General features: G+C 34.2%; 20 protein-coding genes. 16 read left to right on the top strand and 4 right to left on the bottom strand.

The window, feature by feature from the left end; all coding sequences use genetic code 11:
• Positions 1-392 precede the first annotated feature (392 nt).
• The 5 genes from FHL05_RS01310 (at position 393) to FHL05_RS01290 (ending at position 5,129) form a co-directional block, all read left to right on the top strand.
• Positions 393-1,202: an aldo/keto reductase gene (locus FHL05_RS01310; RefSeq protein WP_153521845.1), complete on the top strand. Its 810-nt coding sequence runs from the start codon at positions 393-395 to the stop codon at positions 1,200-1,202.
• Positions 1,203-1,363: 161 nt separating this feature from the next.
• Positions 1,364-1,903 carry a flavodoxin family protein gene (locus FHL05_RS01305; protein ID WP_153521843.1) on the top strand — a complete coding sequence of 180 codons (540 nt, stop codon included), beginning with the start codon at positions 1,364-1,366 and terminating at the stop codon, positions 1,901-1,903.
• A 210-nt stretch (positions 1,904-2,113) separates the two neighbouring features.
• Entirely contained in the window at positions 2,114-2,404 is a 291-nt protein-coding gene (locus FHL05_RS01300; RefSeq protein WP_153521841.1) for a type II toxin-antitoxin system RelB/DinJ family antitoxin, read from the top strand.
• Positions 2,382-2,741, top strand: coding sequence for a type II toxin-antitoxin system PemK/MazF family toxin (locus FHL05_RS01295; RefSeq protein WP_153385483.1), 360 nt, complete (start codon positions 2,382-2,384; stop codon positions 2,739-2,741). Before FHL05_RS01300 ends, FHL05_RS01295 begins: the two co-directional genes overlap by 23 nt.
• Before the next feature lie 189 nt (positions 2,742-2,930).
• Positions 2,931-5,129, top strand: coding sequence for a Tex family protein (locus tag FHL05_RS01290; protein WP_153385482.1), 2,199 nt, complete (start codon positions 2,931-2,933; stop codon positions 5,127-5,129).
• A gap of 78 nt (positions 5,130-5,207) precedes the next feature.
• On the opposite strand, the gene FHL05_RS01285 is transcribed toward FHL05_RS01290, so the two are convergent.
• Entirely contained in the window at positions 5,208-6,191 is a 984-nt protein-coding gene (locus tag FHL05_RS01285) for an SLAP domain-containing protein (RefSeq protein WP_153385481.1), read from the bottom strand.
• A gap of 348 nt (positions 6,192-6,539) precedes the next feature.
• Positions 6,540-7,760 (bottom strand): M20/M25/M40 family metallo-hydrolase, encoded by a 1,221-nt coding sequence (locus FHL05_RS01280; protein WP_153385480.1) that lies wholly within the window; start codon positions 7,758-7,760, stop codon positions 6,540-6,542.
• A 98-nt stretch (positions 7,761-7,858) separates the two neighbouring features.
• Here FHL05_RS01280 and FHL05_RS01275 point away from each other — a divergent pair, with 98 nt between their 5' ends.
• The gene (locus tag FHL05_RS01275) at positions 7,859-8,032 is read left to right on the top strand and encodes a hypothetical protein (protein WP_153385479.1); all 174 of its coding nucleotides are present in this window, start codon (positions 7,859-7,861) and stop codon (positions 8,030-8,032) included.
• Between the two features lie 56 nt (positions 8,033-8,088).
• Here FHL05_RS01275 and FHL05_RS01270 read toward each other — a convergent pair whose 3' ends face one another.
• Positions 8,089-8,268: a hypothetical protein gene (locus FHL05_RS01270; RefSeq protein WP_153385478.1), complete on the bottom strand. Its 180-nt coding sequence runs from the start codon at positions 8,266-8,268 to the stop codon at positions 8,089-8,091.
• Positions 8,269-8,426: 158 nt separating this feature from the next.
• Between FHL05_RS01270 and FHL05_RS12665 the strand changes: the two genes are divergently transcribed.
• Positions 8,427-8,558 (top strand): hypothetical protein, encoded by a 132-nt coding sequence (locus FHL05_RS12665; protein WP_272950453.1) that lies wholly within the window; start codon positions 8,427-8,429, stop codon positions 8,556-8,558.
• Between the two features lie 47 nt (positions 8,559-8,605).
• On the opposite strand, the gene FHL05_RS01265 is transcribed toward FHL05_RS12665, so the two are convergent.
• Positions 8,606-9,112, bottom strand: coding sequence for an aminoacyl-tRNA deacylase (locus FHL05_RS01265; protein ID WP_153521839.1), 507 nt, complete (start codon positions 9,110-9,112; stop codon positions 8,606-8,608).
• A gap of 170 nt (positions 9,113-9,282) precedes the next feature.
• Here FHL05_RS01265 and FHL05_RS12445 point away from each other — a divergent pair, with 170 nt between their 5' ends.
• The 9 genes from FHL05_RS12445 to FHL05_RS01225 all read left to right on the top strand — a co-directional run bounded on the left by FHL05_RS12445 (position 9,283) and on the right by FHL05_RS01225 (position 15,810).
• Positions 9,283-9,456 (top strand): hypothetical protein, encoded by a 174-nt coding sequence (locus FHL05_RS12445; RefSeq protein WP_162853722.1) that lies wholly within the window; start codon positions 9,283-9,285, stop codon positions 9,454-9,456.
• 95 nt (positions 9,457-9,551) lie between these two features.
• Positions 9,552-9,953: a hypothetical protein gene (locus FHL05_RS01260; protein WP_153385476.1), complete on the top strand. Its 402-nt coding sequence runs from the start codon at positions 9,552-9,554 to the stop codon at positions 9,951-9,953.
• Between the two features lie 63 nt (positions 9,954-10,016).
• Positions 10,017-10,934, top strand: coding sequence for a 50S ribosomal protein L11 methyltransferase (gene prmA / locus FHL05_RS01255; RefSeq protein WP_153385475.1), 918 nt, complete (start codon positions 10,017-10,019; stop codon positions 10,932-10,934).
• Complete coding sequence (locus FHL05_RS01250) at positions 10,915-11,664, top strand: RsmE family RNA methyltransferase (protein ID WP_153385474.1); 750 nt, start codon at positions 10,915-10,917, stop codon at positions 11,662-11,664. The genes prmA and FHL05_RS01250 overlap by 20 nt, the downstream gene beginning before the upstream one ends.
• Positions 11,665-11,674: 10 nt before the next feature.
• A complete protein-coding gene (locus FHL05_RS01245) occupies positions 11,675-12,013 on the top strand; it encodes a hypothetical protein (RefSeq protein ID WP_162000153.1) in 339 nt (112 codons plus the stop codon).
• 91 nt (positions 12,014-12,104) lie between these two features.
• Positions 12,105-14,333 (top strand): RelA/SpoT family protein, encoded by a 2,229-nt coding sequence (locus tag FHL05_RS01240; RefSeq protein ID WP_153521837.1) that lies wholly within the window; start codon positions 12,105-12,107, stop codon positions 14,331-14,333.
• Positions 14,333-14,770: a D-aminoacyl-tRNA deacylase gene (gene dtd / locus FHL05_RS01235; protein WP_153521835.1), complete on the top strand. Its 438-nt coding sequence runs from the start codon at positions 14,333-14,335 to the stop codon at positions 14,768-14,770. The genes FHL05_RS01240 and dtd overlap by 1 nt, the downstream gene beginning before the upstream one ends.
• A 2-nt stretch (positions 14,771-14,772) precedes the next feature.
• Positions 14,773-15,396, top strand: coding sequence for an HAD-IA family hydrolase (locus FHL05_RS01230; RefSeq protein WP_153385471.1), 624 nt, complete (start codon positions 14,773-14,775; stop codon positions 15,394-15,396).
• Positions 15,397-15,414: 18 nt separating this feature from the next.
• A complete protein-coding gene (locus tag FHL05_RS01225; protein WP_153385470.1) occupies positions 15,415-15,810 on the top strand; it encodes a hypothetical protein in 396 nt (131 codons plus the stop codon).
• The last annotated feature ends 147 nt before the right edge of the window (positions 15,811-15,957 follow it).

The raw sequence follows: 15,957 nt of genomic DNA, 5'->3' as shown, positions 1-15,957 counted from the left end.
TCTAAAACGTTATTCCATTCGATCCATGCTCTGAAGAAATTAAAAATAGATTTTGATTTCTTTATTTTTTTCCATTTCCGATATGTTCTAGCCTTGAAAAACTTTCGATTTCTTTTGTGACAAGATTTAATTCTTTAATATCCATTATTTGAACTCTATTCTAAAGCATTAATTGAAAATGTAATCATTCTCACACAACTGCTTTATTTTGCTATCTAGATTAAATAAATTCAGTGTGATTTGTAAAAATGGAGTTGAATTATTTATTAAACTTGAGTGTAACATCATAGCTAAGTTTCGTGATTGAAAAAGTTCAGAGCGTATCTTTCCAATTAAATAAATTGTAATGTATTATTAAATAGTAGTTTAGTTTTTAGCAGGAGGGCAATAATATGGAATTTCAAAAATTAAGTAATGGTGTTTCTATCCCTATGTTAGGCTTTGGGACATATCAAATCAAAAAATCCGAAGTGGCTGACGCAATAAAAGGTGCAATCGACGCTGGATATCGTCACTTTGACTGTGCTCATATTTATGGCAATGAGGTTGAAGTAGGTAAGGCTCTTAAAGATTCGGGAGTTAAAAGAGAAGACTTATTCATCACTTCAAAAGTTTGGAATGCTGATCAAGGTTATGATTCAACTTTGGCTGCGTTTGATAAAACTTTGAGTGACCTTCAATTGGATTATTTGGATCTTTATTTGATTCACTGGCCAAATGAAGACAATTTCCAATTGACTTTGGATACTTGGAAAGCACTCGAAAAGATTTATGCAGATGGAAAAGCTAAGGCTATTGGTGTTTCTAACTTTTCAGAAGAACAATTAAAGAAGCTCTTTGCGGTCGCAAAAGTTAAGCCTATGGTAAATCAAATTGAGCGTCACCCACTCAAGACTCAAGTTGAATTGGCTAAATTCGATAAAGACAATGGCATTGTGAATGAAGGCTATTCTCCAATTGGACATGGTCATTTAGTACTTCAAAATGAGACCATCAATAAGATTGCTAAAGCTCACAACAAGAGTGCTGCTCAGGTTGTACTTCGTTGGCAAGTTGATACAGGATTCGTTATTTTCCCTAAGTCATCAAACCCTGAACACGTTAAAGCAAACTTTGATATTTTCGATTTCAATTTGACTGATGATGAAATTAAAGAAATTAATGGTTTGGATGAAAACAAGCATTTGAATTATGATAATTAAAATTAATAAATTATAGTTTTTCAAGATATATTCTCAGTGTTTTTGCTGAGAATATATTTTTTTGTTTGAGAAATAAATAATAAATTATCTCTTAATGGGTATTGACCTAAAGTAAACTTTAAGAATTAGTATAGTAGTGATAATTAAAGGAGATAAAAAATATGGCAAAAAAAATCACAGTTTTAACTGGTAGTCCACACAAAAATGGAACTTCAAGTCAATTGGCAGACGCATTTGTTAATGGTGTTTCTAAAACCAATGATTTATATCGATTCGATGCTGGTTTAAATGCATCAAAAATTGATTTTCTAAAAATAGATGAAAATGAAATGACGATTCATGATGACGATATTATCTCTAAGGAAGTTATGCCTAGGATTTTGGACGCAGACGTTTTGGTATTATGTACTTCTCTTTATTACTATGGAATCAACGCTGAATTGAAAACAGTTATTGATAGATTTTATGAATACAACCATGAATTAAAAGACGGTAAAGATGTTTATGTTCTTATTAGTGGTTATAGTTCCGGGAATAAAGACAGTGAATTTTATCATTCTCTAGTAGAATATTTTGATCAACTTTGTAAATATATGCGTTGGAATATAAAAGGAGAAGTTCTTGCTTCAAATTCATGGAATAACAATGAATTGAATAAGCATATTGCAGAGGCAGCCGACTTAGGGAAAAGTATTAATTAGTTTTTTTATTGGAAGAGAAAAATACCCCTTAGATATACAAACTTTTGTATGTCTAAGGGGTATTTTTGAATTTTACTGTTAAATCATCAGGGCCTAAATTTACTCTTCTACAAATATGGTAAATTTAATGATTTTAAGTAATTCATAAAGCATTAATAGTCGAAATATAATCAGTTCATGAGTATAATAACCTCATAAGGAGGTAATGAAATGCAAATGAAAGAAGGCTCTAAGAAAAAATTAAACATCAATATTGATAGAAATTTGGCAGATGAGACTCAATCTGTTCTAGATGAATTAGGGTTAAATCAAACAACAGCAATAGTGATGTACTTTAAACAAATTGTGTCAAAGGGCAAGATTCCTTTTGCAATTGAACTAACTGATAAACAGAAAGCCTCACGAGAGTTAAGAAAAAGTATCAAAGATATTCCTATTGAAAAATTGCAGACAAAGAAGCAAATAGAGGAATGGGTTAATGACAAATCACAAGATTACTAAACCAGATGATATCTTAATACTTTATGTTAGTTTTATTGATTCTGATAGTGGGAAAAAAAGACCGATTTTAGTTGTAAATTCAAATGAATATTCAATTACTTTTTTTTCATTAACAACGAAGTACGAGAAAAAATCTAACAGAATAAAAAAACAATATTATAAAATAAAAAATTGGAAAAAATCTGGCTTGTTGAGGCAATCCTATGTAGATATTGGAACATTAAGGGAAATTTCTTTAGAAGAAAATATTAACTTTTATAAGTTAGGTGAATTATGTATTGATGATATTGTGGGATTAAATAAGTTTATAAATGAATTTTATATAAGGAAATATTGAGTTTCGTTTGAGAGTTGGGTTCTTTTAGTGAAATAATTTCATTAAAAGAATCCTTTTTTATTTGTAAAAATTGTTAGATTGAAAATCAGGGCAATTCAATTAGTCATGCTATAATTGAAAACGGCATTATAAGTAATTTCCTTAAATATAATAGTAATTAATTGTGAAATATAATCGTGGAGGACTAGTATGGCAACAAAACAAGACGAGAATAACCTAGTTGATCTGGCCAAACCAGTTCATCAACAAATGAATCAATATCGAATTCAACAGATTCAAGCGGTCTTGTCTCTTTTAAATGAAGGCGACACAGTACCATTTATTGCTCGTTACCGAAAAGAACGAACTGGCGCTCTTGATGAAGTTGCGATTCGAAATATCGAAGATGAAGCTCATCGTTTGATGAAATTGAATCAAAGACGTCAAGATGTTATCAATTTGGTTCAAGAACAAGGTAAATTAACACCTAAACTGCAACAACAATTGGAAAATGCGACCGTTTTACAACAAGTCGAAGATTTGTATTTACCATATAAACAAAAACGGCGTACGAAAGCTACTATTGCAAAAGAAGCTGGCTTGGAGCCATTGGCAAATTGGTTGCTGACTTTTCCAAAGAATGGACTTGATAGTAAGGCTAAGTCTTTTATTGCTGCAGATAAGGATTTACCCGATTTAACATCTGTTTGGGCTGGCGTCCATGAAATTTTAGTGGAGAATTTTAGTGAGAATGCTAAATTCCGTGAATGGATTCGTGGCTACACTTGGCAAAATGGCGAATTGACTAGCAAATTGAAACGTGGAGCTAAAGCTAAAGATGAACAACAAGTTTATGCAACTTATTATGAGTTCAGTCAAGCTTTGAAACAAGTACCACCTTATCGTGTCTTAGCCATTAATCGTGGGGAACACGAAAAAATCTTAACAGTGGGAATTGATTTAGACACAGCTGCAATTTTGAAGTATGGCCATTCTCAATTAGTAGGTCAAAAGACAGGCCCAGCGGTAGTTAAAATTGAAGATGCTTTTGCCGATGCCTATAAACGATTTTTAGGACCTGCTATCGAAAGAGAACTGCGTCGCAAATTATCGGAAGAAGCACAAAATCATGCGATTCAAGTCTTCGGTAACAATCTGTATCATCTTTTGATGCAAGCACCTTTAAAGGGCAAAGTAGTGATGGGATTTGACCCAGCTTATCGAACAGGTTGTAAATTAGCCATTATTGATAAAAATGGTCGCTTTTTGGCTAAGCAAGTTATCTATCCACATAAACCTGCCAATGCTAAACAACGCGCTGCAGCAGGTCCAGAGTTTAAAAAATTGCTTGAAAAGTATCATGTTGAAATGATTGCGATTGGTAACGGAACTGCCAGTCGAGAATCAGAAGAGTTCGTCAGCAACATTTTAAAAAAATTGAATCACCCAGTGTATTACGTAATCGTCAATGAAGCTGGTGCCTCGGTTTATTCAGCTAGTGCAAACGCTAGGGCAGAATTTGCGGATTTACACGTTGAAGAGCGTTCGGCTATTAGTATCGGCCGCCGTCTGCAAGATCCATTGGCAGAATTGATCAAAGTTGACCCTAAGGCTATCGGGGTAGGACAGTATCAACATGACGTTTCCGAAAAAGATTTAGATGAGAAATTAGACCGAGTGGTCGAAACAGCGGTCAATCAAGTCGGCGTTAATTTGAATACAGCTAGTCCGGAATTGTTGACGCATATTTCAGGATTGACTGCAACGACGGCCAAAAATATCGTGAAATTTAGAAATGAAAATGGGGCTTTCTCGAATCGTCAATCATTAAAGAAAGTTCCTCGCTTGGGACCAAAGGCTTATCAGCAATCAGTCGGATTTTTGCGGATAATTTCTGGTAGCAATCCCTTGGATAATACCGATATTCACCCTGAAAGTTATCCAGCAGCTAAGAAGTTATTGATAGATGTCGACTCTTCAGCTAGTGATATTGGAACAGCTAAATTGCAGCAACAGTTGAGTCAGTTGAATAAAAATGAAGTGGCTCAACAATTAGAAATTGGTTCGGAAACTTTGACTGATATTATTGCAGGGCTAAGTAAACCGGGTCGAGATTTGCGTGACAGCATGCCAGCACCATTACTGCGTCAAGATGTTTTAACCATGGCTGATTTGAAACCGGGGATGGAATTGCAGGGAACTGTTCGTAATGTCGTTGATTTTGGAGCTTTTGTCGATATTGGCGTCAAACAAGATGGCTTAGTTCATATTTCACAACTATCTGACCATTTTGTCAGTGATCCTAGTACTGTAGTGACGATTGGTGATATCGTGACTGTTTGGGTACTTGAAGTGGATGAAAATCGTAATCGAATTCAATTGACAATGCGTAAGGGTCAACAAAAATAATATATGATAAAAAAGACCATGAACAAAATTCTAGTTCATGGTCTTTTAAACTGAGGTTATTTTTTGATTCAATAGTAATTAATTGTTGATGCTGGTAGCGAATTCGGGTTCACTAACAGCAACATTAGGTACTGTGTCAGAATCGCCATATGACATTAAGGTGTTGGAATCTATCAATAACCATTCATTAGTGGAAACTTTTCCATAGAATTGATTATTCTTATTACGAACAACTCGATTAATTTTCCACGAAGAGCCGGCAGGCAAAATTCTGGTCATAGAATTAGTTTCTGTATTATAAACAGCTTGGCTATTTTTTAGAGTTGTTGTTAAGGAGTAACTTGGAATTGGAACGTTTGATACCCATTGATTAGTAGCGACACGATAGTAAGTAATGTTGTTCATGTTTTTCATACTATCGGCTTTCCATGACGTATTGGCTGGCAAAGTTTTACCAGTATAATTGCCATTGTCATCAACAATCCGTGAAGCATTGTTTAAAGTGATTGTTGTAATAGGAAATGCGTTTGTTTCAACAAATGCGGCAAGGACATATTCATTAGTTGCCACTTGGTAATAGGCGATACCCTTGATGTTTATCAATTGGCCTAATTGCCATGAGGAACCTGCAGGAAGGACGACGCCGTTAGTATTTCCATCGATGTTATAGACTTGAGCATCGCTTTCTATAGTTCCCAAAAGATTAGGGACAGCTGGCTGGATAACTGAATATGTTCCAGATGCTCCATCAGTTACTGTAATATGAGTAGCACTGAGATAGTTATTAGTTGCTACCTGGTAATATCTTTCTCCATTAATAAGAATAGATTTTCCTAACTTCCAAGAAGATTGACCTGGAAGAAAGAGATCAGTTTGATTGCCATTAGAATCAACGGTGTAAGCTCCACCCAGGTCAACTACTCCAACTGGATTTTTAAAGCTATCAGTTGTTGTAGTAGCTGCTTGTACAGAAGATTCAGATTCATATGAAATATTATTTAAAATACTTGGAGCAATTAAAACAGCTAATGTTGATGCTAACAAAAACTTATTCTTTTTCATTTCAAAATATTCCCCTCAAATCAATATTATTAGACTAGTTAATCCTTGAATCGACTTTTTACACAAACAATCTATTGTTGTTATTTAAGTAATGTTTTAAAAACGAAATATAATTGCACTAGATTAGGACAAGCAAGAGATTGTATTGGCAAAGTATTGGATTATCTAACTATGATTAAAGTAGCATTTATTTTTGACCCATTTTAGATTTATAAGAAAATTTAAAGAATTGAGGAAAGAATACTTTAAAAAAATCAGTTTTTTTGACTTAGAATAAAATCACAACAAAAAGAGCAATCTTCCTATTTCATAAAAATTGGAGATTGCTCTTTTTAAATTTGGATTGCTTTATTTAAAGTATTTCTTAGCAATTGTTTTATAAATATCAATATATTTCAAGTAATCATCTTCAAAAACAAATTCATTGATTTGGTGAGCACTTTCATTACCAGGACCAGCTACAACGACATCTAAATCAGGGTTAGCTTGAATAAATTGAGAGGCATCAGTTCCACCAGGAGCACCAACAGTCAAAATGTTTACGCCGAGCACATCTTTGTAACTGTCACGCACCAACTTAATGAAATCAGAATCGATATCTGTCTTAACTGGCCAATTGTTGCTGAGTAGTTTGAATTCCAAGTTCATTTTAGGATCAGCTTGATTTAATTTTTCAATTAAATCTTTCAAATCTGCAATCAATTTGTCATTGCTGAATTCAGGGATGGTTCTGATTTTAACTGTCAACTCAGCATAATCAGGGATAGTGTTCTCTTGGTCTCCACCTTTCATGATCGTAACTGAAGGTTTAGTCGTACCCAAAATGTCGTCTTCTGTTTGAACGATTTTTTGGAAGTATTCTTTTTGTTTATTATAGTAAGCAACTAAATTGTCGAGAGCATTGACGCCGACTTCAGGCATTGAACTGTGGGCAGCTTTACCGTGAGAAATAACCTTATAAGTAACTGAACCCTTGTGGGCACAAAAAGCAGCCATCCGTGTTTCTGGCTTTTGTCCATTGACTTCAATTAATCCACTGTCAATCAATTTTTCCATAACCAGACGGGATGATGAATTGCTAGGTTCACCAACGACTAACGCTTTGACATCGTCAACGAAGCCTTCCTTAGCTAACTTTTCAGAACCAATTTCGCCGACTTCTTCACCGACGGTTGCTAAGAATTTTAGATTGCCTTTAAAATCGGAATCTTCATTCAATTCAATCAAGGCAATTGCTAAACCTGCGAGGCCACTCTTCATATCTGATGAACCACGACCAAATATTTTGCCATCGATGTGTTTGGGATTGAAAGCACCATAATTCCATTTGTCATCATCAACAGTAGGGACGACATCCTCATGCCCAGTAAAGCCTAATATTGGACCATCGCCTTTTTTGATAGTCGCAACTAGAGAAACACGCTTGTCGGCATACTTATTCAATTCGACATTGATATTATGTTTTTCGAATAAATCTTTTAAGTAATTGGCAACTTTTTCTTCGTCGCCATTGACTGTTTCTAATTTTATCAAGTCGTCTAAAATACTAAGTCTTTGTGCTTTGTCCATTTTTTACTCCTCCAAAATAATGTATACTAAACTAATAAAACATTCTGTATACATTCTAATATTTTTTAATCGAAAATAATAATAAAAGGTCGTGCAAAATGAATTTACTGATGAAATTAGACCGTTGGTTGGGTATTTTACTTTTGGTCTTAGCTGTACTAGGATTTATTTTCAAATGGTTCAGCAAAAGTAATTTGATTTCTGCTGTCGTTGCAGGAGCGGTTTTACTACTGATCTCCGCTACAGCAGACATTGATAAGCCAAAAAAATAGCAGGGTTTAACTGCAATTGTCGTTGCAATCAAACTCTGCTTTTGTCATTTAATTGATTAATTTACTTTTTTACGTCCCTCAGGGGTATATTTATCTTTTTGGTGTTTCTTATATAGATAGTAGATTCCACCAACAATTGCCAAGATGACGATCAATGGCAAGATTAAATGGATAAAGATAGAAAACAATAATAGGGCGATGAAAAATCCTAAAACGTATTTCCAAATATTGTTCATTAAATTCTCCTTTTTTTAATGCTTGTGTCTTAAATTTTATGCGAATCCCTGATAAAGTCAAGGCAAGAGCTTAAAGTTGACTTTGGTAAAAGAAGACCGTATTATAATCTCAGTCGCTACCTCTAAGATATACGGAACATAAAGGAGGCGTGAATAATATGAAATACAGAATTCTTTTAGATATGAAGGATCAATTATTCACAGCAGTTGATGTTAAAGATAGTAATCGCTATGGCAACGGTACAACCATCGAAGAAGCTATCACTAATTTGAAAAACAAAGCTGCATAATTAATGTAAAAAAATTGTCGGAGTGTTAATTCACTTCGACTTTTTGTTTACTCTGGATTATCAACCTCAAAATCTCCAAATTTAGCATCAACTGATTTTGCCAGGTCATGTGGTTCAACCAAGAGTGATTGCCCAATTTTGCCAGCTGAGACGATAATTTTTTCAGCTTCATCGGCTTCTTTTGAGAAATAAATAGGATAATTGTGAAGCGAACGAATTCCCACTGGACTATTGGCTCCATGTTCAAAGCCACTAGTTTTAACGAGGTCTTTTAGAGGAATCATGCCAACTTTTTTATTGACTGATATTTTAGCCAACTTTTTGTAGCTTAGATGCTTATCTAATGGCAGCATGCCAACTAAAGGACCAGTTTTATTTCCAGTTAAAACTAATGTTTTATAAATTTTGTAGCCGTCACGACTAGTCTTATCAGTCGCAATTTCTTGAGTATCGCCGTCTTTTTCAGTTTCAAAAGTCATCGGTTGATATGCAATTTTTTCTTTATCTAAAATTTTTTCTACGAGAGTTTTTTGTAATTTCTTTTTTTTGCTCATTTTTTGTCACCAATCCCCAATACTTAACACTTACTTAGTATATAATAACAAAGCAGATAATTTTTAAAAGTAATTGAATATTTGGCATACAATTTATTTTTAATTATTAAACCATTTGTAGCTAACTGTTATATAATTATTAGCGTTACAACAGGATAAGGAGCGATTAGATGAGTTTGTTTAAAAAAGAACCAGAAGATCCTGCCAAAAATGATTTTAGCAAAATTTCTCAAGAAATTAAGAATAGCCCAAAGAAATTATCTGAGGCTCAAAAGTTGTTTAAGGATAATGAATCTTTAAGGAAAAAAGCTTATGACACAAGAGAACAACCTGATAAAAAATAGGTTGTTCTTTTTTATTATAATTATATAACTAAAAACTAATGCTTTTAATAATTAAAAACATATGGTATAGTCTTAAAAAGAAATGAGGTGGATTTATGGAATTAACAACTAGTAAATATCGTATTTTAGAAACAAATGTCTTATTAGAAAGGTTCGTTACTTATAATGAAGTGTTTGCGGAATATTTTAAAACGATGAAGGTAATCGAGCGTGGGGAAGCCTTACGATACGAAACATATGCTCGGTTGCAAGAAAACTATCTTTCTAATATTCATAAATTTATCAAACTATGCAATTCATATATAACAAAATACCAATTGGAAAATAGTTTGATAGCTGAAAAACTGAATCAATATTTTCTCGATTTAATTGATGGGATCAGCTGCTTAGATACGGATCAAAATCAAATCAATCATCCAAAATTAGAAGAAGCAAAACAAAAAATTAAACAACGCCAAGTAGATTTTATTCATACAATTGGTTTTTTAACTAAATAAAGACGGTAACGTCTTTTTTTTATTGGCCTTTTCTAGTAATCTTATAATAATGGAGGAACGTTTATGATTTGGAAAAAAATAACGGTCGCAATCCCAAATGATTTTGACCCCGAGATTATTTCTGACGTATTTATGCGTGTTGGCGCAAACGGAACAGAAATGGTCGATGATGAAGATAAAAGTGTCAAAACCAAGATTAATTCTTATTTTGATGAAAAAAATTATAATACAAAGATTTTGACAGAATTAGAAGCACAGATTAACAAATTAACTGATTTTGGTTTTGATATTACTGGAGTGGAAGTATCTGTCAGTGATTTAGACGATAAAAGTTGGGAAAATGAATGGAAACAATATTATCATCCCGTTCAAATCAGCCGTTATTTGACTGTTGTGCCAAATTGGGTCGATTACCAACCCAAGAACCCTGGTGAACGAATAATCACGATGGACCCAGGCAAGTCCTTTGGAACGGGGACTCATTCCACGACTTTTTCTTGTATGCAAGCTTTAGAGATGATACTTGGTCAATCCAAGTCACTCTATGACGTTGGAACAGGTTCAGGAATCCTGTCGATTCAAGCACGTCAATTAGGCGTCAGTGATATTAAAGCTTTTGATTTGGATAAAGAAGCCGTTCGTGCGGCTAAAGAAAATATTCAATTAAATCCTGGCTGCGAAGATATTGAAGTGTACGAGAATTCATTGTTAGACGGCGTAAATGGAAAAGTTGACGTCATTGTAGCTAATATTTTGGCAGATGTGATTTTACAGTTTGTCCCTCAAATCGATGAACATTTAAATAAAAATGGATTTGTCATTCTTTCAGGAATTATCAATGAAAAAGAAGCTTTGATTACTGATAAAATGACAGAAATAGGTTTTATCGTCGTTGAAGTTCTCCATCTTAAGGGATGGTCTACTTTGATTTGTAGAAGAAAAGAAGAGTACGAGGCAGAAGATGGAGCAATACTTCGTTAATAATGAAATAATTGATAGTAATTTTAAAATAAACGATTCTGAAACATTTAAACATATCGTTAAAGTTTTGCGTCATCAAATTGGCGATGTGATTTATTTAGTTGATCCAACAAAAAATTTATTTACAGCAAAAATTGCACAGATTGATTTAGACAATAAAGAACTTTCAGTAGAAGTAGATAAATTGGATATTCCAAGTACTGAAATGCCAGTTTCTGCAATTGTGGCTTGTTCTTTATCGAAAAAGGATAAAGTTGAATGGATTACGCAAAAGTCGACTGAACTTGGTGCAAGCAAGATTATTTTCTTTGCTTCCAAATATTCGATTATGCATTGGAAAAATAATGTCGTTGAAAAAAAGCTGGCCCGTTTACAAGAAATTGCCAAAAATGCCGCTCAACAATCTAAACGTCGCATTATTCCAGAAGTTATTTATTTGAATAAATTGTCAGATTTGTTGAAGTATCAGGTTTCAGCAAATTTAGTAGCTTACGAGGAATCAGCTAAAGTTGGCGAAATAAGTTTACTAGCTCAAACCTTACAGAAAAAGCCGGAATCAGTTTTGTGTGCTTTTGGTCCTGAAGGCGGTTTTGCACCAGATGAAATTGAAATGTTGAATCAAAATGGATTTTTATCCGTAGGACTAGGACCACGTATTATGAGAGCGGAAACTGCTCCCACCTATTTCTTATCAGTGCTATCATATAAGTACGAATTAACTGTAAAATGAGGAACAAATTGTGAAAAATATTTGGAAAAAAGTTGAAAAATCAAAAACAACTTACATTGCTTTAATCTCGATTATCTTGGTTTTTATTTTACCAATCTTAATTAAACTCTTTCATTTGGGAAGAACCAGTCGAATAATTTGGCTTTTCTTTGTGATTAATATCTTTTTTGCTGGTTTTATTGGTTGGTTCACCAGAAAATACGGTTTGTCTTTTTATAATTTATTTATTTTCCCAATCATTTTTGTAATCAGCGTTTTTGCAAAATATGGTCGTTATGGCTATTTTCTTACAGGCATTTACCTGCTTTTAAGTATTTTAATTTACTTTTTATTTGAAAAAGAAAAATAATTGTAATTTTGACCTAAAGGAATCATAATAATATGTAAAAATAAAAAGCACTCACTGAGTGCTTTTTATTGTAAACGGGGTGAATATTTCTATGAAAAAAAATAAAGATTATACGCCAGAGGAAGTTTTAGATATTTGCCGCGGGTATATGAATGAAGAGCACGTTGAATTTGTCAATAAGTCTTACAAGTTTGCCGCTTATGTTCATAAAGAGCAAAAACGTGCAACTGGTGAACCATATATTATTCACCCAACTCAAGTTGCTCAAATATTAGCTTCATTGCATATGGACCCTTATACTGTTGCGGCAGGGTATTTACATGATGTTGTTGAAGACACCAATGTCACTTTAGGAGATGTCAAAGAACTTTTCGGTACTCAAGTTGCAACAATTGTAGACGGCGTAACAAAAATTAGTAAATATAAATACCATTCTCACCAAGAACTTTTAGCTGAAAACCATCGGAAGATGCTTTTAGCTACGGCAAAAGACTTGCGTGTCATCATGGTCAAATTGGCCGATAGACTGCATAATATGCGGACTTTAAAGGCCTTGCGTCCTGATAAACAACGGAGAATTGCCAATGAAACTCTGGAAATTTATGCTCCTTTAGCTGATCGTTTAGGTATTAGCAAGATTAAATGGGAGCTGGAAGATTTATCGCTTCATTATATTAATCCTCAGCAATACTATCGAATCGTTCATTTGATGAATAGTAAACGTGACCAACGAGAGGCCTATATTGCGGAGGCAATTGATTATATCAAGAAGAACGTTGATGCGTTAGGGATTAAATATGATATTTATGGTCGTCCTAAACACATTTATTCCATCTATAAAAAGATGCGTGACAAGCATAAACAATTTTCCGAGTTATATGATTTATTAGCAATTAGAATCGTGGTAGATTCGGTCAAGGATTGTTATGCAGTCCTAGGTTCGATTCACTCGAAGTGGAAGCCTATTCCTGGCCGTTTTAAGGATTATATTGCTGTTCCTAAGGCCAATGGCTATCAATCGTTGCACACGACGATTATCGGTCCTGGTGGACAACCACTTGAGGTTCAGATCAGAACTTTTGAGATGCATCAAGTTGCTGAATATGGTGTTGCTGCTCACTGGGCATACAAGGAAGGTAACTTCGAGGGCGTTAAATTAGACGATAATGAACAAAAAATTGATGTCTTTCGTGAAATCCTTGAACTGCAGGAGAATTCCGATAATGCCTCTGACTTTATGAAATCAGTCAAAGGTGAAATTTTTAATGACCGGGTCTATGTTTTCACACCTGAAGGCGAAGTTATTGAATTGCCCAAGGGTGCAGTTACATTAGACTTTGCTTATCAAGTTCATACGGAAGTTGGTAATCATTCGGTCGGTGCTAAAATCAATGGCAAAATGGTGCCTTTGAATACGCAATTAAAGAATGGCGATATTGTCGAAATGTTGACTAATTCTAATTCACAGCCAAGTCGTGACTGGGTCAATACGGTTTTCACTTCTAGAGCTCGTAACAAGATTAAGCGTTACTTTAGAACTAAGGACCGTGAAGAGAACATTCAGCTTGGCCGTGAAGCGGTTGAAAATGAATTGAAGAATCGTTCACTTTCAAGCAAGAAATATTTGGACAAGAAGCATCTGGAATTGGCAATGAAGATTTTCAATTACACAGAGCCAGATGAACTGTTCAATTCAGTTGGTTATGGTGAATTGTCGCCAATCAACGTCGTTCATAAGATTTTGAGTGAAGACCCTGATCATAAGCGTGAAGCTGAGAAAAAAGAACTTGAAGAACAGGTCATCACTGATACGGATGATAAGACAGCACCAGCAACAGACAGTCCTAAATTACGCAAAGAAAGAAATAATGCCAACAGCAGCATTTCAGTTCAAGGAGTCGACAATCTCTTGATTCGTTTAGCTAAATGTTGCAGCCCAATCCCGGGAGATAAAATTGTTGGTTATATTACCAAGGGACGTGGTTTGACGATTCATCGAGCTGACTGTCCGAATGTCCAAAGCGAGGAAGCTCAAAAGCGTTTCATCGATGTCAGCTGGGATAATGTTACAAAAGAAAAGCGTTATTCAGCTGAATTGGACATTTATGCATTTAACCGCAATGGCTTGATCAATGAAGTTTTGCAGGTTATCAATTCCAATACTAATACGCTCAATAATGTCATTGGTCGTCTTGATAAAGAAAAAATGGCAATTATTCACGTCAGCATTGGTGTCAACAACAAGGAACATTTGGATAGCATCATTTCTAAATTGAAGAATATTCCAAATGTATACGAAATCAAGAGGACGGTAGCTTAATGAAAGTTGTAATACAACGTGTTAAAGATGCTAAAGTCACTGTTGACGAAAAAATCCTTGGTCAAATTGATCAAGGATTTTGTTTGTTAGTGGCTTTTGCGGATACAGATACAGAAGAAACATTGGAATACATGGCGCGTAAGATTGCGAAGATGCGGGTCTTTTCCGATGCGGATGATAAAATGAATTTATCAATTAAGGATGTCGATGGGAAAATTTTATCTATCTCTCAATTTACTTTGTACGCCGATACCAAGCATGGCAATCGACCAAGTTTTACGGGAGCAGGGAATTTTGTTGCTTCAAGTAAAAAATATGATCATTTCAATGATTTGTTACGAGGATACGATTTGACTGTCGAAACTGGCGAATTTGGAGCTGATATGCAAGTATCAATTACCAATGACGGACCAGTGACTATAATAATGGAGAGATAACTATGAAAAGTATTGTTTGGGATTTTGATGATACCATTGCCAACAGTTATCCGGGGATTGTCTCAGCAACTCAAAAATCTCTACGAGAAAATTTTGGCATTAGTTTGTCAAAAGATACAATTTTTAAAGAAGCTAAGAAGACTTCAATTAGACGATTCGTCACTGATTTATTAAAAGACGAAGAGGATCAAAAACAAGCTGTCAAAGTTTTTTATGCATCATATTTCCGTTTTGAAAAAGAATATCATGATAAAATAACTTTAATTCCACATGTAAAAAATGTTTTAAAGTATTGTGATGAAAAGCATTATGTCCAATTCATCATAACGCATCGTGATCAATCGATTTATGATTTAGCTAAAAGTTTAGGAATCGAGCATTATTTTAAAGAAATCGTCAGTGTCAGCGATGGTTTTAAACGTAAACCTAATCCGGAAATGTTAAATTATTTAATCGATAAATATGATTTGAAATCTGATGGTCTTTGGGTCATAGGCGATCGACAAATCGACATAGAGTTTGGTAAGGGCGTTGGTGCACATACAATTCTCTTAAACTCAGAAAAAGTTGATTTTGCTTGCGACCATCAAGTAAGTGATTTATTGGATGTTGAAAAAATAATTTAATGTTAATGGATGAAAAATATGGAAAACAAACTCGAAAAATTAACGTACGATCAAATTGTAGCAATTCACCTAGCAATTAATGATAGTGAAGAAATCACTTTTAGTGAAAAAAGGCTTCAAAGCAATGTTGAATTCTTGAATCAATTTGACAACTTGAACGTTTATTTAACACATTTGTTTTGCACAATAATTTGTGATGATATCTTTGCAAAGGATAATATTCAAACTGCAATTGTGGCAATGGACTTCTTTTTGCGACGTAATGGTTATTGTTTAGATTTAGCCAATAAAGAAGAGCACAAGACGATTATGGACTTAGTGAAAACTATTCAAGATAGTCGTGAATTAAAGAAGACTGAACTTAACTATATTCAATCTCGATTAGCAGATTGTGTTCACCCATATAGTGATTAAGATATTTTACTTAAAGAGTTTAAGATATAACTATTTTTCTCCTGAATTTGCAGCATAAACGGGGAACATAGCATAGCTTTTTATGCTTAAAACAAATAGCTCCTGGTAATCAGAGTGCGATTACCAGGAGCTATTTGCCTTAATGCT

The sequence above is a fragment of the Companilactobacillus halodurans genome (assembly GCF_009600995.1).
In the GTDB taxonomy this organism is placed as follows: Bacteria; Bacillota; Bacilli; order Lactobacillales; family Lactobacillaceae; genus Companilactobacillus; species Companilactobacillus halodurans.
This window is presented reverse-complemented; position numbering and strand designations above follow the sequence as displayed.